The sequence below is a fragment of the Pseudomonas sp. G5001 genome (assembly GCF_013385475.1).
In the GTDB taxonomy this organism is placed as follows: domain Bacteria; phylum Pseudomonadota; class Gammaproteobacteria; order Pseudomonadales; family Pseudomonadaceae; genus Aquipseudomonas.
In genome coordinates this window covers 113,356-129,592 of the sequence record NZ_JACAPZ010000015.1, presented here as the reverse complement: position 1 = coordinate 129,592, position 16,237 = coordinate 113,356, and the positions used below count along the sequence as shown (strand labels likewise).

The 16,237-nt window shown below is 57.9% G+C and carries 19 protein-coding genes; 9 read left to right on the top strand and 10 right to left on the bottom strand.

Features of this window, described 5'->3' with window-relative positions; translation table 11 throughout:
• Positions 1-28 precede the first annotated feature (28 nt).
• Entirely contained in the window at positions 29-973 is a 945-nt protein-coding gene (locus tag HX805_RS14070) for an EamA family transporter (RefSeq protein WP_177116951.1), read from the bottom strand.
• 680 nt (positions 974-1,653) lie between these two features.
• Between HX805_RS14070 and HX805_RS14065 the strand changes: the two genes are divergently transcribed.
• Positions 1,654-1,902 carry a hypothetical protein gene (locus HX805_RS14065; RefSeq protein WP_177116950.1) on the top strand — a complete coding sequence of 83 codons (249 nt, stop codon included), beginning with the start codon at positions 1,654-1,656 and terminating at the stop codon, positions 1,900-1,902.
• Between the two features lie 520 nt (positions 1,903-2,422).
• Here the strand turns inward: HX805_RS14065 and HX805_RS14060 are convergent.
• Together HX805_RS14060 and HX805_RS14055 are read right to left on the bottom strand one after the other, a co-directional pair.
• Positions 2,423-3,034 carry a HEPN domain-containing protein gene (locus tag HX805_RS14060; protein WP_177116949.1) on the bottom strand — a complete coding sequence of 204 codons (612 nt, stop codon included), beginning with the start codon at positions 3,032-3,034 and terminating at the stop codon, positions 2,423-2,425.
• Entirely contained in the window at positions 3,027-4,250 is a 1,224-nt protein-coding gene (locus HX805_RS14055) for a DUF262 domain-containing protein (protein ID WP_177116948.1), read from the bottom strand. The genes HX805_RS14060 and HX805_RS14055 overlap by 8 nt, the downstream gene beginning before the upstream one ends.
• Positions 4,251-4,759: 509 nt before the next feature.
• Here HX805_RS14055 and HX805_RS14050 point away from each other — a divergent pair.
• Positions 4,760-4,993, top strand: coding sequence for a hypothetical protein (locus HX805_RS14050; protein WP_003214497.1), 234 nt, complete (start codon positions 4,760-4,762; stop codon positions 4,991-4,993).
• Positions 4,994-5,015: 22 nt separating this feature from the next.
• Here the strand turns inward: HX805_RS14050 and HX805_RS14045 are convergent, their stop codons facing one another.
• Together HX805_RS14045 and HX805_RS32345 are read right to left on the bottom strand one after the other, a co-directional pair.
• Positions 5,016-5,348, bottom strand: a complete 333-nt coding sequence (locus HX805_RS14045) for a DUF6124 family protein (protein WP_177040495.1) — start codon at positions 5,346-5,348, stop codon at positions 5,016-5,018.
• 321 nt (positions 5,349-5,669) lie between these two features.
• The gene (locus HX805_RS32345) at positions 5,670-5,798 is read right to left on the bottom strand and encodes a hypothetical protein (protein ID WP_256344535.1); all 129 of its coding nucleotides are present in this window, start codon (positions 5,796-5,798) and stop codon (positions 5,670-5,672) included.
• Between the two features lie 114 nt (positions 5,799-5,912).
• Here HX805_RS32345 and HX805_RS14040 point away from each other — a divergent pair, with 114 nt between their 5' ends.
• The 5 genes from HX805_RS14040 (at position 5,913) to HX805_RS14020 (ending at position 8,982) form a co-directional block, all read left to right on the top strand.
• Entirely contained in the window at positions 5,913-6,512 is a 600-nt protein-coding gene (locus tag HX805_RS14040) for a hypothetical protein (RefSeq protein WP_177116947.1), read from the top strand.
• A 48-nt stretch (positions 6,513-6,560) separates the two neighbouring features.
• Positions 6,561-6,953, top strand: a complete 393-nt coding sequence (locus HX805_RS14035; protein WP_008438809.1) for a hypothetical protein — start codon at positions 6,561-6,563, stop codon at positions 6,951-6,953.
• A 124-nt stretch (positions 6,954-7,077) separates the two neighbouring features.
• The gene (locus tag HX805_RS14030; RefSeq protein WP_076016149.1) at positions 7,078-7,518 is read left to right on the top strand and encodes a TspO/MBR family protein; all 441 of its coding nucleotides are present in this window, start codon (positions 7,078-7,080) and stop codon (positions 7,516-7,518) included.
• Between the two features lie 147 nt (positions 7,519-7,665).
• Entirely contained in the window at positions 7,666-8,565 is a 900-nt protein-coding gene (locus HX805_RS14025) for an alpha/beta hydrolase (protein WP_102605764.1), read from the top strand.
• 33 nt (positions 8,566-8,598) lie between these two features.
• Positions 8,599-8,982, top strand: a complete 384-nt coding sequence (locus tag HX805_RS14020; protein ID WP_102368511.1) for a cytochrome c — start codon at positions 8,599-8,601, stop codon at positions 8,980-8,982.
• Positions 8,983-9,097: 115 nt separating this feature from the next.
• On the opposite strand, the gene HX805_RS14015 is transcribed toward HX805_RS14020, so the two are convergent.
• From HX805_RS14015 to HX805_RS14005, 3 genes are read right to left on the bottom strand one after another with little or no spacing between them, the layout of a single operon-like run.
• Positions 9,098-10,309 (bottom strand): YeeE/YedE family protein, encoded by a 1,212-nt coding sequence (locus HX805_RS14015; protein ID WP_177116946.1) that lies wholly within the window; start codon positions 10,307-10,309, stop codon positions 9,098-9,100.
• 20 nt (positions 10,310-10,329) lie between these two features.
• The gene (locus HX805_RS14010) at positions 10,330-11,535 is read right to left on the bottom strand and encodes an arabinose transporter (protein WP_177116945.1); all 1,206 of its coding nucleotides are present in this window, start codon (positions 11,533-11,535) and stop codon (positions 10,330-10,332) included.
• A gap of 22 nt (positions 11,536-11,557) precedes the next feature.
• On the bottom strand, positions 11,558-12,214 hold the full coding sequence (locus tag HX805_RS14005; RefSeq protein ID WP_003214482.1) for an O-methyltransferase: 657 nt from the start codon (positions 12,212-12,214) through the stop codon (positions 11,558-11,560).
• A 129-nt stretch (positions 12,215-12,343) separates the two neighbouring features.
• Between HX805_RS14005 and HX805_RS14000 the strand changes: the two genes are divergently transcribed.
• Positions 12,344-12,982, top strand: coding sequence for a TetR family transcriptional regulator (locus HX805_RS14000; protein ID WP_177048505.1), 639 nt, complete (start codon positions 12,344-12,346; stop codon positions 12,980-12,982).
• A gap of 34 nt (positions 12,983-13,016) precedes the next feature.
• On the opposite strand, the gene HX805_RS13995 is transcribed toward HX805_RS14000, so the two are convergent.
• Positions 13,017-14,408, bottom strand: coding sequence for an aldehyde dehydrogenase family protein (locus HX805_RS13995; RefSeq protein ID WP_177116944.1), 1,392 nt, complete (start codon positions 14,406-14,408; stop codon positions 13,017-13,019).
• Positions 14,409-14,512: 104 nt separating this feature from the next.
• Here HX805_RS13995 and HX805_RS13990 point away from each other — a divergent pair, with 104 nt between their 5' ends.
• Complete coding sequence (locus HX805_RS13990; protein WP_003214475.1) at positions 14,513-15,388, top strand: LysR family transcriptional regulator; 876 nt, start codon at positions 14,513-14,515, stop codon at positions 15,386-15,388.
• Between the two features lie 528 nt (positions 15,389-15,916).
• Here HX805_RS13990 and HX805_RS13985 read toward each other — a convergent pair.
• Positions 15,917-16,126, bottom strand: a complete 210-nt coding sequence (locus HX805_RS13985; RefSeq protein WP_017478782.1) for a hypothetical protein — start codon at positions 16,124-16,126, stop codon at positions 15,917-15,919.
• Between the last annotated feature and the right edge of the window lie 111 nt (positions 16,127-16,237).

The window sequence follows — 16,237 nt, the reverse complement described above, 5'->3', positions numbered from 1 at the left end:
CCGTCCCTTTTCCGATTCGCCTCTCGACCTACGCAGCCTGAGCCTTGACGGCCGGCTGGGGCGACTTGCGATACGTCAGCAGCACAATCCCCGTCACCACAATCACCCCGCCCACCACCTGGCCGGCGCTGAGCATCTGGTCGAGCACGATCCAGCCCATCAACAACGTCGCCAGCGGCTCAATGTTCATCACCGGCGCATTACGCTGCATATCCAGGCGCGGCACCGAAATGAACAGCACGATAAAACCCGTGCCATACAGCACCACCAACGTGGCCAGTGCCAGCCAGCCGGTACTGGTTGCAGGCAAGTTCAGGCCATCGACAAGCGCACCGCTCAAGCCTGCGAGATTGACGCTGCTGAACACGATAAAAATCGTCAGCAGACTGCGCACCGAACCGCGTACCTGAGACAACTTGTGGTCGGTGATCCACAGCGCGCAGGCGAATACGAACGCGGCGCAAAAGGCCAGGGAAACGCCGACCAGCCATTCCGGGCCGAGGGTGGTGTTGGCGGAGAGACGGCCGGGTACGTCCAGCACGAACACCAGGCCCACCAGAATCAGGCTCATCAGCAAGGCCGTGCGTGCGGTGGGGCGTGGCCCGCCGAGTGCCCAGGTGAGCAGGGCCAGCAGGATGGGGAAGACGTTGGCGACCAATAAGGCCAGCGCTACCGGCACGCGGGCGACGGCGGAGTAGAGGCAGAGGCTTTGGGTGGCGATGAGCAGGCCCAAGAGGACTTGCCAGCGCCATGCACCTGGGGGGAGGCGTAGGTTTTGGCGTTGGTATAGGACCAGTATCGCCAGAACCAACAGGGTGCCGCCGGAGCGCATGAGGATTGCCAGCAGGACACCGGCGCCGTCGTCGAAGGCTACGCGCGCGGCGATGTGGTTGCCGGCGAAGGCGCAGCCCATGCAGAGCAGGATTAGAACGGCGATGTGGCGCGGGAATTGGGTGGGGGCAGGGGGAGTCATGGGGGGGCTCGGGGAGTTGGCGCCATCGTCGGGGATGGGGATTTATTTTTAGGTTGTCGTACAACTTGGTGGTGGATTTGTAGCGTGTTTGGTACGAGGGGGCAAGGGGTTGTTTTAGTTGGTTGGCTTAGAGTCACTAATGAAGACATTTCCACCGAAATTTGCAGGGGAGTCGGGCGTGGGACGGATAGCTATGGTTCAGATGGTCATTAGGAAGAGGTCGTATGAGTCGTTTGGCGGAAGCGTCCCAGTGTGCCTCGGCATCTAGCTCGGAAAGGGACGGATTTTTGATTTGGAATAGATCGCTTTTTTCGCAACAATATGGAGATAAGTTGATCATTCTTGATGGTCGAGAACGGCTGTTCGCGAAAGACCGCTTTCGGCCAAAAGCTGCCTGTCGACAGCAGTGCGGATAGCGCCTGGTTCTGAGTATTGATAGAGACGCAGCCATACCCCGCTATGCCGGATAGAAGTACCACGATTTCGGCGGCTCCCATTTTGGCGGCATGACGATAACGTTGGAACCGGATACAACGCTTGCCCTCCCCTTGCAATAGACATGTTCCGTTCGAATCGATTAGTGTTTCAGCCGAAGTAGAAATAGTCGCTACTTCGTTCGCTGGACAGTCAAAGGCTGTGCTTTTGTTTGCCCTTAACTCAAGCGTAACGTGAATAGAATTATGATCGAGCCAGATATAAATGAAGTAGTTGCTGAGGCAGAACAATTCAGACTTAAACTGGAGCTTGCCAAAAAAGAAAATAATTTATTAGTTACAGAAGATTTTCCAGTCATGAACTGCAAGCTATCCTCCTTGCTATTCGCTTACCACGCACTTCAAAAGTGGCCATCTATAGTGATTTATGGTGTTAGTGGAAGAGCCGCAAACTATGTCGGGGACGATACGATTTCCCATTACTGGCTTGAGTAACAGGAGACAGCAATAGACTTGACAGCGGATCAATACAACATAATTGAAGAAAAGCAGCTTAATAGAGAGATACTCATAAGCCGACCATTCAAACCAGTATCCACGGGGCGCATTGATAGCATGCAAAATTACAAGCTATTCAAAATCTCCTACCGAGACACCTATATCTTGGGCCTGCCTGAATTGGCTGAGGATTTCCTTAACGACCTTCATGCTAGCTATGAAGCCCTCAGTGGCTTTACACCATGCAGATAACAGTTTGTTCAAATCGTTCTCTTCGCTCACGGGAACAGGCTAAGACTTCAACTTCTCAGACGCTAGATATTCACTCCCGGCCAGTTCTTGGCCTCTTGTGACCGGCGGATTTTTTCAGAACGCCGCCGGTCGCGAACGACAGTAATCGACCAAAAGCTGCACATTTTAGCGCCACTTTTTATTCGATAAAGCCGGAGCCAAGCTCAATTGCCTACTAATGAAACGTATGTTAAGAACCAAGTGCGCCTCACCTGTTCACCGGTTCTTAGGTCAGAGATTCAATGACTATAAACATTTTTTTATCTAACTTCTCGAGATATCCATGTATGTTTTTCACATCAGCAACCTCGTCTTTGGGGTTGATTTCCTTTTTTAGAGATGTGCTGTGGGCCACCTCTCCACGCTTAGTTCCAAAACTATCTAATAACGGGACAAGCTCTGGAATTAAAGCTTCGATATCAAAACCTATCGGAGACATTAAAGCTTTAACGTCCTTCTCCTTTATTCCGTTATTTTTGGTGATTCGTTTTTTAAATAAAACAAACGAATAAATCACTGTTTCTTCAGTAGTTTTTAGTGAGGATAATTGCCTATCTGATATCTCTGGGTCGTTTTTTAACGCAGCTAAAACGCTGATCAGTTCTTTGCTGCCAATATTTGAGGTTTGCCATTTGGCTAGAGTTTTGTCGGCAATTTGCCTCACTACATCCTCTAAGTAAGATTCGATCTCTGCGTGCGCTAAGAGCCTATAGCCGCGCGCCATATCTTTAACTTGTTCTTCGTAATCACCAATATCACTAAACTCCTTGGTGATAAGGTGATCCTCAAGTTCGGCCAGCCTATTTGAAAGCTCAGAATATCTAAGAGTATTAGTCATGAGCGTTTTTCACTACTATATTGCCATTCTCCTTCTGAGGGATTCCCAAGCCTGCACCAATCAAATTATTTAGCTTTTCGTACCAAGCAGCGAGTCTAGTTACAGTAGCATCCATGCTCTTAGTGGTAGCCTCAACCGCAGTTAAAAAAGCCGATTCGCTGCAAACTTCTTTATACGCTTGTTCAATATCTTCATAATGCCCAACCGCTAGCTTTCTCACCTCTGAGTGAGAGAATGCTAAAATCATGACATCGAAAACAGCCCTGTTAAATCTAGATTCGTATTGCTGACCTGTCCATTTTCTATATGCATGACCAGCGAAAATTGCTTTAACTGTTTCGTGTGAAGCTATAAAATCTTCATACTGCTGGTTTACTTCTGCTTCACAGCCTGGCCAGCGCTCATTATATAGTTTGCAGGTAGAATCAAGAAAATTCTTCAGATCTCCTTTGTAAGAGACTAAAAATCCTTTGAAGGCAAAGTATCTGAGTAAAAGCTCAGAGTCCCGCATTCTGAAGTCGGCAGACTTAATTTTAAGAATTTCTCTCAACTGAGTAGAATTCGTCGACTTCTTCTCCAAGAAATTAACAAAAGGGCCAGGGTGCAAAGCTTGCCGAAGTTCTTGAGGTGAAAGAGGTACGCTTCCAGTGTTCAGGCGGAGAAAAACATGATACAGAAAGCGCTCATCTCCCCAATTTTTTATTACAACTGTCCTTATTGTCTGATTTTCCAAGGAGGCGATGTCATTTAAAAACTTGGGGTTCTCTCTTAATGCCTCAATCGTCTTGTTATTTAGATCGTCTTTTAAGTCTAGACTTTTTAGAGTTAACTTTTTGTAGCTTTCAGCTTGGTCTGTTGTCGCAAAAAATTGTCGAATGCTTAAAAGGCGTTGTTTTCCATCAAGTACTATATAAGAACCTTTTTTAGCTTTGGATTCGGCTAAAACAATTTGAGGAATCGGAAACCCCAGGATTAAGGACTCAATAAAGCGACTTTTCCTTGCAGCATCCCATGCATCTCGGCGTTGAAAGTCCGGGCTTAATAAGATATTTCCCTTATCTATTTGACTGACTATTGTCTCTGTCGTCCAATCACTGGCACTGATAGCTATGGAGGAAAAGTCGAAGTTTTCGTGAGAAATATCAATATCTTTCTCGCTCTCTAGCTGGCTCTCATCTTCGGTAAAGATACTTTCATCATTCAAATCATTAGCCATACACTACTTCCCTTTTGTATAATTAATTGCAGTCATTAATGCTAATTCAGAATTCCCGTATGGTAAAGCTGTATGCTCTGGGGGCACGAGGGCGCAGCAGCAACGCACTTTTCGACTCTCACCAGAGGAATTCACTAAGCTACAGCAATTTGCCAGTGACCTTTCCAGAGGCTGTGCTGGGTAATCGTCGCCGTCTTCACCTGCGCATATATGAGCTGAAACGGGTCTGAGGATTGCTCATAATCAAGCCTAAGCTTCAGGCACGCAATCTTCCTCGCCTGGTTATGGCTAGTGACTCTGGGCTTGGTTCGTTTGCAGTCTACTTATGTACGTTTGCTGTCCATCATCAGCGACCGCTTTTGGCCGAAATAGGCCCTTTAATTCCCATACCGGTCTACCATGCCACCCCCGGCAGTGGTTCCACGCGCTACCGACCTCAATCTCAAGGTACCGCCCATGACCTCGTTCACCCGCACCACCCCATCCCGCCCCACATCCGAGGCATCCCAATGAGCATCGACCAAATCAGCCTCCCAAAAGGCGTAGGCCCGCAGGCCATCAAGCTCCTCGACGCCATCACCGGTGCTGACACCAAAGAAGACCTGAACCGCGCAGGCGGCAAAGCCGAAGGTTTTGTATTGGGGCTGGAAAGTGCCAAAGCCATCAAAAGCCAAATCGCCGAGTCGTTGTATGTGGCATACGACGACGCGGCGAGTAATCGGTTGGGTGAGTTGAAGGGCTAGTCCCGCAGGACCGCGTTGGGCTTCACGCCCGAGGTGTTTCGCGGTCCATCAGTTTGCCGATCAGCAGTACGCTCAATTCGCTCAGTTGGTGTATGGCCAATGCCACGTCGCGGTCTTTGCCGGTCAGTTCGTCGGACAGGTCGAGCAGCAGGGCGCTGACGGAGGAAACGGTTTCGTAGCTGTTGGCGATCAGGATTTCGCTGCTGACGCCGGAGGTGACGCTGAAGAGGGCGGTTGTCTCTGGGACTGTCTCGGCATCAGTGCCGGGATTGAGGTAGTGATCAATGGCGCGCTGGGCAGCCTGGTGGAGTTTTAGATCCGGCTTGTTTGGCGGATTCGGCGTTATTTTGAACATATATAGATATCCTGGATGAGGCGGCCACCTTGTCGCTACTAAACGATAGGGTGGCAGCTGTGCACAGGTTAGTAGACCGGTGGATATCTAGAGCCGGCGCGCCCGAAGGCGCCCTGCACACAGCCACCATCAAGCACAGACAACTTGTCTGAAGAAGGTGAAGCTCATGCACAGATATCCAAACTCAGGCTACTAAACCCGATCACTGAGTTTTCAGCGACCGAGCAACCTTAGAGATGACCACCCAGGTGCACAAGCCGGCGGATTCTGACGCAAGCGTAGGCAAAGGAGCAAGGTGCTACGGCCTACGCAAAGTCTCCTTTATCCCGCAAATGGAACCACCAGCCCGTCGGCCTTTACGGTCCATTCACCGTTCAAACCGTGCTCCAGCACTTCGGCTGTGGCCGCGAACAATTGCCAGTCGGACGTTTCCGAAATCTGTATTTCCATAAAGTTTCGCCGAAAGGTACTTGTCGTAGAATGTGACAGAACCTGCGCAGCTTTCAAAGGAATGACCCCCTGGCAACCCGCGCAACGACCTGCCGTGCCCGTTATGGAAAACCTATGCGCTCTTATCGCCTGTTGTACGTGTTACTGGCCCTGATCCTCAGCGGCTGCAGCATTCCGTATCAAACACCCGAAGCCCGGCAGCAAATCGAGCACGACCTGCAGATTGCCCCCGGTTCGGTGCGGGCCCTGAGCCAGACCAACTGGTGCTACTTGCCCTACGGCTCGGAGAATGGCGGCGATGGCCAGTGCCGTGCCACTCAGGGGCTGGGCGTTCTGGTGGACGATGGCTTGATTCTGAGCACCTATTCCGGTGGTCGTTATCAGCGCTTTATCACGCTGCGTACCCGCGATGTGCTGTGCGTGAAAACCTTCCGCAGCCGTGAAGCCGCCGCGGCGTTTTTCGCGTTCACTCGGGCGGGGGCTGCTCAGATCATTCCGCTGACGGCCGAAGGGCAGTTCAATACGCCGGTGAAAATCCAGTTTCTGGATTACCTGCTCGGTGAGAACCAGCCGGGCGGTCTGACCACCGACAAGACCTATGTGCGTGACACCGGCAAAAATGCCTACTCCGTCGGGATCATTCCAGGTACGAAAATTCCGTATGTGTCTGCGGTGGCGGCGACGGAAGTGTTCAATCCCTGTCCGGAAAAGTAGTCGCCGGCAGTAACCCAGCGCGTATGAATCACTATCAAGGAGAGCGACATGGCGGGTGGCGAGATTGGGTGTGGTTCGTTTCAGGGCAGCGACAAGTCGGGGTCGGCCTTTGAGGCGGTGCTGGACGCGCTTCCGTTGCAGGCGCGGGACTGGGTCGAGGCGGCCAGGCAGCAACTGGACTCGGCTGACGTTGTGCTGCTGGAGGTTGATCATGCGCAGGGCTTGCTTCCCTTTTTGAAGGACTACCAAACACGCTTGATCGCCGATATCGGGCACGATGATTGGGAGCGGGCCGCGCGGGATGAAGCGGCGTCGTTTGATGATGTGGCTGCCAAGTGGGGCGCGGGCAAGGGCTGGCGACTTTATTGTGTACGGGATCTGGTCCGTGCTTGTGAGCAGTCGGCGGTGGAGCAGCAGCCTGTTTACATCGCGTTCAGCTAGGGCATCTGTGGCGGGGCACGGAGCAAAGAAAAATACACTTTTTGCTGCGCGGGGCGTCCAACCCTGAAACCGCCGTCAAGGCTTTCATCTCCAGGCAGCTGCTCTCAGCTAAGGACCGATCATGGTGACGTTGTTTATTTTTCTTCTGGCCTGCGGTGCTGCTGCGAGCACCGGCATTATCTTCAAACCGGGCGACTGGTACGCCACCCTGGTCAAACCCAGCTTCACCCCTCCCAACTGGCTGTTCCCGGTCGCCTGGACCATCATCTACCTGCTGCTGGCTTGGGCTGGCTATCGCTTGACCCTGATTCCCGGCAGCGAAATCGTGCTGGCTCTATGGGCCGCACAGATCGCACTCAACACCCTGTGGACGCCCGTGTTCTTCGGTGCCCACCGGATTTTCGCCGGGATGGTGATCATCACGCTGCTGTGGCTGGTAGTGGCCGCCATGGTGCTGCTGACGGTGCGGCTGGATTTGATCACCGGGCTGATCCTGTTCCCGTACCTGGTGTGGCTAAGCGTTGCGGCTGCGTTGAATTTCTCCATCCTGCGCAATAACCGCTGAGCCTGGCGGCGTGGGCAGAGGGCGGAAACATCATTGCCATGATGCCCACGCACACTGGCCAAGGTGAACATCTCTTTTAGAGATAGAGGGAATATCGAATTGGGAACTCACACGCTGTGGCCTGCTGAAGAACATGAACTGGCGCAAATGCAGCGCTTTAACCAGAAGCTCGCCTGGATGCCGCGCTTTCGCATCCGCAACCGCGTGACGCCCCGGGTGATCCAAGCGCTGTTGCGCTCCAGTCAGATGGTGGCCGGCAACAAGTTGCTCAAGCATGGCCTGCAGGCTGAAAGCCGGCGGGTGGGCTCGGTGCCGGTGCGCATCATCCGGCCGAAGGGCAAGGCCAAAGGCGTGGTGCTGGATATCCATGGCGGCGGCTGGGTGATTGGCAATGCGCAGATGAATGACGACCTCAACGTGGCCATGGTGAATGCGTGCGAGGTGGCGGTGGTGTCGGTGGATTACCGGCTGGCGGTGAATACACCGGTCGAAGGGATTCTGGAAGACTGTCTGGCCACGGCGCGCTGGTTGCTCGGGGACTGTGAGGAGTTCGCCGGCCTGCCGGTGATCGTTGTCGGCGAGTCTGCCGGTGGGCATCTGGCGGCGGCCACGCTGCTGGCGCTGAAGCAATCGCCCGAATTGCTGGCGCGGGTGAGCGGGGCGGTGCTGTATTACGGCGTCTACGATTTGACCGGTACACCGAGCGTGCGCACGGCGGGGCGGGAAACGCTGTTGCTGGACGGGCCGGGCATGGTGGAGGCGCTGCGTTTGCTGACGCCGGGCCTGAGTGACGAGCAGCGTCGGCAGCCGCCGTTGTCACCGTTGTATGGCGACCTTGCCGGGCTGCCGCCAGCGCTGATGTTTGTGGGGGAGCTGGACCCGTTGCTGGACGACACGCTGCAGATGGCCGAGCGGTGGGCGGGGTCCGAGGTGTTTTTGTTACCGCAGGCGGCTCATGGGTTTATTCATTTTCCGACGGCGATGTCGGGCCGCGTGCTGGCTTACAGCCGCGATTGGATCACGGGTCGTTTACGCTCGGTTGGTTGATATTGGATTTTTACAACAAGGCCACATGGAAAGATGAAAATAAGAAAGTCGTTCATCGCGTCGCTGGGGATTTTATCGCTGGTTCAAACATCACTGTCCTTTGCGGACAACGCTAACGGGAAAAACATTTATCTGCAGCGCTGCGCCATGTGCCACGGCGCGGATATCAAAGGCACGGGACCCTTGGCGAATAAAAGCAATCCGCCTACGCCTGACCTGACAACGGCTACTTTCAAAAAACGCTTGAGTGATTATCCGGGCGTTATCGTGTCGTCCGTCATTCTTCGTCCAAATGGCGACCTGATTCCCAGAACGTTGCGGGAGAACGGTGTGAGGTTGTCACCGTTCACCTGGAAAGTTCAGGACTTCCGCGACTTGAATCAGTACATGAGTGGAGTGATTTCAAAAAGCCGATGATGCTGCTCGTTCCCACGCTCTGCGTGGGAATGCATCCCGTGACGCTCCGCGTCACCAACAGCGGGACGCAGAGCGTCCCAGGCGGCATTCCCACGCGGAGCGTGGGAACGATCAGTCAGCAACCGCTCAACGCTACTTGCGGACGCTCACCTGCAAAGAAGAACGGCCGCAACCGCACGCCCACGCTATTGCCGATAAACGCCGCCACCAACCACACCCAGCCATGCAGGCTGCCCGAGGCAATCCCGCTGAAGTACGCGCCGATGTTGCAGCCGTACGCCAGTCGCGAGCCATAACCCAGCAGCAACCCACCGATCACCGCGGCGAACAGCGAGCGTGCCGGAATCTTCAGGCTTGGAGCGAAACGCCCGGCCAATCCCGCAGCCAACAGCGCACCGAGGATGATGCCGACGTCCATCACACTGGTGACGTCTTCCCACACCGGCGCCGCCAGGGCCTTGGCATTGCCCGGCATTTGCCAGAACGCCCAGCTGCCTACGTCTACGCCCAACCCGCCGGCAACCTTGGCGCCCCACAGCGCGAACGCCGAAGTGATACCCCATGGCCGCCCGGCCAGTGCCAGGGTGGCGTAGTTGAGCAGGGCCAGGCCAATTGCGCCCCACACCAATGGCCATGGCCCGCGCAGGAAGCGGCGCAGGCCCTGGTGTTCGCTGGTGACGCCGGCTTCGAGTTGCCCGTGACGACCTTTTTCCAGGCGCACGGTGACTGCTGCGATGATGCTAAATACGGCCAGGCTCAGCAGCAAGGCCGGCACCACGCCGAAGCTTTTGACGATGGAAACCGCCGGGAACGAAGGCAGCGAGAACCACCAGTCGACGTGGTGAGTCGCGATCAACGAACCACAGATAAAGAAGAACAGCGTCACCAGCATGCGCGCATTACCGCCGCCCACGGTGAACAGGGTGCCGGACGCACAACCGCCGCCCAGCTGCATGCCGATGCCGAAAATGAATGCCCCGAACACCACCGAAACCCCGGCCGGTGCCACCAGCCCGACCACGGGCTGGCCGAACAGGGTGCCGGCCCCCAGCGCGGGGAAGAACAGCACCACGGCAATCGCCAGCATCACCATCTGCGCACGCAAGCCCGCGCCACGCCGGTCGGTGATGAACACTCGCCAGGCCGAGGTAAAGCCGAAGGCAGCGTGGTACAGCGTCAGGCCCAGTGCGGCGCCGACCACCAGCAACAGCACCTGGCGCGAGCCGACGCTGTTTTGCAGGAAGACGGCGCCGAACAGCAGGATGGCAAACGCCAGCAATGGCGCGACCGGCTTGCGCGCTGGGGTTGTGGACAGGGAAAGGCTCATCGGGAATCTCGGGTGATGGGTTAAGGGCGAGGTGGCGAAGTATAAACCTCGCGCTCCGCCACTGGCGCCTTGAAAAGCAACGCCAGCGCCACGATCACCGACAGCGCCACGGCCACTGCGCCCGCCAGGTACACCGATGCCACTCCGGCCATGCCGGCCAAGGCGCCGATCAGCGGGGTGCTGACCCCCAGCGAAATATCCAGGAACGCCACATACGCACCCATCGTCAGGCTGCGGGATTGGGGCGGCGCGCGCTTTATCGCCTCCACCCCAAAGCCGGGAAACGCCAGGGAGTAGCCGAAACCGGTCAGCGCCGCGCCCAGGTAGGCGGTCAAGGCGCTGTCTGCGCCCCAGATCAACAGCTGACCGGCGGCTTCAATTATCACGCACACCAGCGCGACCTTGGCACCGCCGATCTTGTCGGGCAGGTGCCCGAAGAAAATCCGCGCGCCGATAAACGCCAGACCAAAGGCGGTAAACGCCAATGACGCATTGCCCCAGGCCTTGGTGGCAAACAGCAGCGCGATAAACGCGGTAATCACGCCAAACCCGACGCTTGCAAAGGCCAGGCCCAACCCCGGTACCCACACCGAGCGCAGCACCTTGAAAAACGAGGTGCGCCGCTGGCTGGTCGGCGCAACGCCTTGCGCTCCGGCGACGATGGCCAGTGCCAGCAGCGGAATCACCATGGTCCCGACGGCGATCCCGCTGAAACCCCACTGGCTATTCACCGCCACCCCGAGGGGCGCGCCCAGGGCAAACGCGGCGTAGATTGCGATGCCGATCCAGGCCATGACCTTGCCGGTATTTTGCGGCCCCACCAACCCGACACCCCAGCCCATCGAGCCGGTCACGATCAGGCTTTCCCCCAGCGCCAGCACCACGCGACCGGCGAGCAACACCCACACCGAGATGACCGGTGATGCCACAAACGCCAGGGACGCGAGGTAGATCAAGCCGGAGCTGGCCGCCACCAGCATGCCCACGAGCATGGCGCGCTTGGGGCCGCGCATATCGGCAAAATTGCCGGCCCAGGACCGCGACAACAATGCCCCGGCAAACTGCGCACCGATCACCACGCCCACCACCAGCGGGTCCATGCCCAAGGTGTTGTGCAGGTGCAGCGGCAGCACCGGCAGTTGCATGCCGATGATCAGGAACCCGACAAACACCGCCAGGGTGATGGGCAGTAATTTCAGTACCACTGGGCTTACCAATCCAGACATGAGTTGAATCCTCTGACGGGCATCAGCCCAGGCGAACGGAAAGCTCGACGTCGTCACCGATCGGCACCGACAGGTAGCCGTTTGCCGGCGAGCGCACCCGGGCCAGGTAGTCGGGGCAGTAGTCGGTGTTGTCGGCGATGATCAGCGCGCCGGGCTTGAGGCGGCTTTCCACCAGGTTCAGCACATCGCCATACAGCGCCTTGGCGCCGTCGAGCAGCAGCAGGTCGACACTGTCGGGCAGGCCGGTGGCCAGGGTAACCAGGGCATCGCCTTGGCGGATCTCCACGAGGTCGCTCACGCCGCCTTGCTCCAGGTGTTGCCGGGCGAGAGCGATCTTCGAGGGCTCGAACTCGCTGCTGATCAGCGTGCCGCCGCCGTTGTCCCGCAGGGCGGCCGCCAGGTGCAGGGTGGACAGGCCGAACGAAGTACCGAACTCGACGATGGCCTGCGCTTTGCTGCTGCGTGCGAGCATGTACAGCAGGGTGCCGGTGTCGCGGGAGACGGGCAACCACAGGTCTTTCAGCATTCCGTAGAGTGCCAGGTAGTCGGTCTTGCTGCGCATCAGGCGGTCGCGTTCTTCGTGGGTCACTGTGTTGATGATGGGGCTGGTGGCGGCATCGGCCTGTGTGTACAGCCGTTCAATCAGGGCCGCCATCGGGGCCGAGGTAAGCGTATTCATGGGGATGTCCTGCTGCAGGTTGAGCGCCGTGAGGCGCCGGGCTAGTATGCGAATGATTCGTCGCATTTAAAGTATGCGAACAATTCGTCACATTCGCTATTCGCATTCCAACGGCAGCAGGAACGCCCCATGACCGATCGCCAGACCTCGCAGATTTCCTCACGCAAAGAGCCCAAACAGGCGCGATCCACCGGGTTGGTGTCGGCCATTCTCGAAGCGGCTATTCAGGTTTTGGCCAAGGAAGGTGCCAGCCGTTTCACCACCGCCCGTGTCGCGGAAAAGGCCGGTGTCAGCGTGGGGTCGGTGTACCAGTACTTTCCCAACAAGGCGGCCATCCTGTTTCGGCTGCAGACGGATGAGTGGCAGCAAACCTCGCAGATGCTCAGCCGCATTCTGCAGGACGTAAGCCAGCCGGCCCTTGAGCGCTTGCGGGCGTTGGTGCATGCGTTTATTCGTTCGGAATGTGAGGAGGCGCAGATGCGCGTCGCCCTGAGCGACGCCGCGCCACTGTACCGTGATGCGCCCGAAGCCCATGAGGTTCGCGCAGAAGGGCAACAGATTTTCCAGGCGTTCATGCTGGAACTGCTGCCGCAGGTGCCTGAAGCCACCCGCGCCCTGGCCTGCGATTTGATCGCCACCACCTTCAGTTCGGTGGCGAAGGAATTCTCGGGAAGCCCGCGCACCGAGGCGCAAATCACCGCCTATGCGGACGCCATGGCGGATATGTTCGGTGCGTACGTGACGGTGCTGAACCAGACAGCACGATGACCCGCAGGGCGGGCCATCGTTTGCAGCGCTTGCCTTAGCGGCGGTTCAGCCACACGGTCTGCGCGTTGCAGAACTCCCGCACACCGAAGTGCGACAACTCCCGCCCGAAGCCGCTCTTTTTCACACCCCCAAACGAGACCCGGGGATCGGACACGCTGTAGGCGTTGATAAAGATCCCGCCGGTTTCCAGTTGGTTGGCGATGCTGCGTGCCTTCTGCGGGTCGGTGGTGAACACACTGGCGGTCAGGCCGAACTCACTGTCGTTGGCGAGGGCCACGGCGTGGTCCGCATCGCGGGCGGTGATGATGGAGGCGACCGGCCCGAACAGTTCCTGTTTGAACGAGGTCATCTGGTCGGTGACGTTGGCCAGCACGGTGGGGGCGTAATAGTTGCCCGCGCCTTCGACTTTGTTGCCGCCCAGCAGCAGGGTGGCGCCTTCGGCCAGGGTGGCCTGGACCTGGCCGTCGAGTTCGTCCCGCAGGTCGAACCGGGCCATCGGCCCGATGTAGGTCTCGCTGGCAGTCGGGTCGCCCATCACCAGGTTGCGGCTGGCTTCGAGGAATTTGGCGGTGAAGGCTTCCACCACGCCTTCTTCGATGATCAGGCGCTTGGCGGCGGCGCACACCTGGCCGGAGTTCTGGAAACGGCCGATCAGGGCGGCTTGCACGGCTTCGTCGAGGTTGGCGTCGTTGAGCACAATGAACGGGTCGGAACCGCCCAGCTCCAGTACGCATTTTTTCAGCGCGGCCCCGGCCTGGGAACCGATGGCCATGCCGGCGCGCACGCTGCCGGTGAGGGTCACGGCGGCGATGCGCGGGTCGGCGATGGCTTTGGACACGCCGTCCTGGGTGACGTTGATCACTTCGAACAGGCCATCGGCGAAGCCGGCGCGCTGGAAGGCTTGTTTCATCAGGTACGCGCTGCCCATCACGTTAGGCGCGTGCTTGAGCACGTAGGTGTTGCCGCTGAGCATGGTTGGCACCGCGCCGCGCAGCACTTGCCACACCGGGAAGTTCCACGGCATTACAGCGAGGATCGGGCCCAGCGGGCGGTATTCGATCTGGGCGGTGCCGTTGTCCACCAGGGTGGCTTCCGGGGCCAGCATGGCTGGGCCGTGGGCGGCGTACCACTCGGCGAGTTGCGCGCATTTTTCGATTTCGCCACGGGCCTGGGCGATGGGTTTGCCCATTTCCAGGGTGATCATCTGGGCCATTTCTTCGGCCTGGTCGCGCAGGGTGCTGGCCAGGGCCAGCAGTAATTCGGCGCGCTGGGCGACGGGGGTATTGCGCCCGTTGCGGAAGGCGTTGATCGAGCGGGTGAGGGCGGCATCCAGCTGCGCCTCGGTTTCGTACGGGTAGCTGGCGACCGTTTCACCGTTGGCGGGGTTGATCGACAACGCGTGGGTCTGGGAGGAAATGGAGTTCATGGCACCGTCCTGCGCAGTGAATGGGATGGACGCCAGCGTACGGGGCTGTATCTTTTTCGGAAACTGAATAATATTAAGCAATACGTTCACGTTTGGAGAATGACTTGGATCTGGTCCAGCTGGAAATTTTCAAAGCCGTTGCCGAGCAAGGCAGCATCAGCGCTGCAGCGCAATTGATCCATCGCGTGCCGTCGAACCTGACCACGCGGATCAAGCAATTGGAGCAGGACCTGGGCGTGGACTTGTTTATTCGCGAGAAGAGCCGGCTGCGGTTATCGCCGGCCGGGTGGAATTTCCTCGGGTATGCGCGGCGCATTCTCGACCTGGTGCAAGAGGCCCGGGCGACGGTGGCGGGGGAGGAGCCCCAGGGCGCGTTTGCGTTGGGCTCGCTGGAGAGTACGGCGGCGGTGCGCATCCCGGCATTGCTCGCGGCGTATAACCAGAAGCACGCCAAGGTTGAGCTGGACCTGACCACCGGGCCGTCCGGCACGATGATCGAGGGTGTGTTGTCGGGGCGGCTGGCGGCGGCGTTTGTCGATGGGCCGGTGTTGCACGCGACGCTGGAGGGCGTGGCGGTGTTCGAGGAGGAGATGGTGGTGATTGCGCCGTTGCATCACGCGCCGATCACCCGGGGGCGGGATGTGAGCGGGGAGAGCATCTACACGTTTCGTTCGAACTGTTCGTACCGGCATCACTTCGAGCGCTGGTTTTCACAGGATGGCGCGGTGCCGGGGAAGATCTTTGAGATGGAGTCCTACCACGGGATGCTCGCGTGTGTGAGTGCCGGTGCCGGGTTGGCGCTGATGCCGCGGAGCATGCTGGAGAGCATGCCGGGGTTTACGGCGGTGAGTGTGTGGCCGCTGACCGATACGTTCCGGATTCTGAATACCTGGCTGATCTGGCGCCGGGGTACGGTGTCGCAGAGCCTGAACAGTTTTGTGCAGTTGCTGGAAGAGCGTGGCCTGGCCCTGGCATCGTAGCCGTAGCAGCTGTCGAGCTTCAGCGAGGCTGCGATGGCGTCGGCACAGTCGACATTTATGGTGCCTGACCCACCGCTATCGCGGCCTCGCTAAAGCTCGACGGCTCCCACATTTGATCTTTGTCAGCCGCCAAATTGCAGGGGGACTGCTTGGATCGAGTTGAACCAGCCACACGAGCGCGGACTGAAGGCGGGAGTAGATCTCCTGTGGGAGCTGTCGAGCTTCAGCGAGGCTGCGAAGGCGTCGGCACAGTCGATATTGAGGGTGCCTGACCCACCGCTATCGCGGCCTCGCTGAAGCTCGACGGCTCCCACATTTGGTCTTTGTCAGCCGCCAAATTGCAGGTGTCTGCTTGCACGAGTTGCACCAACCATACGAGCGCGGACTGAAGGCGGGAGTAGATCTCCTGTGGGAGCTGTCGAGCTTCAGCGAGGCTGCGAAGGCGTCGGCACAGTCGACATTGAGGGTGCCTGACCCACCGCTATCGCGGCCTCGCTAAAGCTCGACGGCCCCCACATTTGATCTTTGTCAGCCGCCGAACTGGAAGGTGCCCATGGCCAGCTTGGCCATCAGGGCGCCGGCGCCCAGTTGCACCAGCCATAAGGCCAAACCACCGAGGAATACGCCGAGCGCGACTTGCAGCACCAGGCTTTTCTGGCGCTTGGCGGGTGGTGGGCGCGGGGTGAAGTGGTCCAGTTCGTCGCGGTCGGCACGCAGGTCCAGGTCGTCGTTTCTCATAGGATACTCAAGGGGAAGGGACTGTCTTGCTGTCAGTCTAGGGGCAGCGGACTGAAAGCAGCGAATTTTTAGGGGCTGAACACCCGCTCTTGAAGGCAAACCACCCACCCT

Bases quoted from the DNA above. Each gene is read 5' to 3' on its own strand.
- HX805_RS14070 (WP_177116951.1), bottom strand. From the start codon at position 973: ATGACTCCCCCTGCCCCCACCCAATTCCCGCGCCACATCGCCGTTCTA.
- HX805_RS14065 (WP_177116950.1), top strand. From the start codon at position 1,654: ATGATCGAGCCAGATATAAATGAAGTAGTTGCTGAGGCAGAACAATTC.
- HX805_RS14060 (WP_177116949.1), bottom strand. From the start codon at position 3,034: ATGACTAATACTCTTAGATATTCTGAGCTTTCAAATAGGCTGGCCGAA.
- HX805_RS14055 (WP_177116948.1), bottom strand. From the start codon at position 4,250: ATGGCTAATGATTTGAATGATGAAAGTATCTTTACCGAAGATGAGAGC.
- HX805_RS14050 (WP_003214497.1), top strand. From the start codon at position 4,760: ATGAGCATCGACCAAATCAGCCTCCCAAAAGGCGTAGGCCCGCAGGCC.
- HX805_RS14045 (WP_177040495.1), bottom strand. From the start codon at position 5,348: ATGTTCAAAATAACGCCGAATCCGCCAAACAAGCCGGATCTAAAACTC.
- HX805_RS32345 (WP_256344535.1), bottom strand. From the start codon at position 5,798: ATGGAAATACAGATTTCGGAAACGTCCGACTGGCAATTGTTCGCGGCC.
- HX805_RS14040 (WP_177116947.1), top strand. From the start codon at position 5,913: ATGCGCTCTTATCGCCTGTTGTACGTGTTACTGGCCCTGATCCTCAGC.
- HX805_RS14035 (WP_008438809.1), top strand. From the start codon at position 6,561: ATGGCGGGTGGCGAGATTGGGTGTGGTTCGTTTCAGGGCAGCGACAAG.
- HX805_RS14025 (WP_102605764.1), top strand. From the start codon at position 7,666: ATGCAGCGCTTTAACCAGAAGCTCGCCTGGATGCCGCGCTTTCGCATC.
- HX805_RS14020 (WP_102368511.1), top strand. From the start codon at position 8,599: ATGAAAATAAGAAAGTCGTTCATCGCGTCGCTGGGGATTTTATCGCTG.
- HX805_RS14015 (WP_177116946.1), bottom strand. From the start codon at position 10,309: ATGAGCCTTTCCCTGTCCACAACCCCAGCGCGCAAGCCGGTCGCGCCA.
- HX805_RS14010 (WP_177116945.1), bottom strand. From the start codon at position 11,535: ATGTCTGGATTGGTAAGCCCAGTGGTACTGAAATTACTGCCCATCACC.
- HX805_RS14005 (WP_003214482.1), bottom strand. From the start codon at position 12,214: ATGAATACGCTTACCTCGGCCCCGATGGCGGCCCTGATTGAACGGCTG.
- HX805_RS14000 (WP_177048505.1), top strand. From the start codon at position 12,344: ATGACCGATCGCCAGACCTCGCAGATTTCCTCACGCAAAGAGCCCAAA.
- HX805_RS13995 (WP_177116944.1), bottom strand. From the start codon at position 14,408: ATGAACTCCATTTCCTCCCAGACCCACGCGTTGTCGATCAACCCCGCC.
- HX805_RS13985 (WP_017478782.1), bottom strand. From the start codon at position 16,126: ATGAGAAACGACGACCTGGACCTGCGTGCCGACCGCGACGAACTGGAC.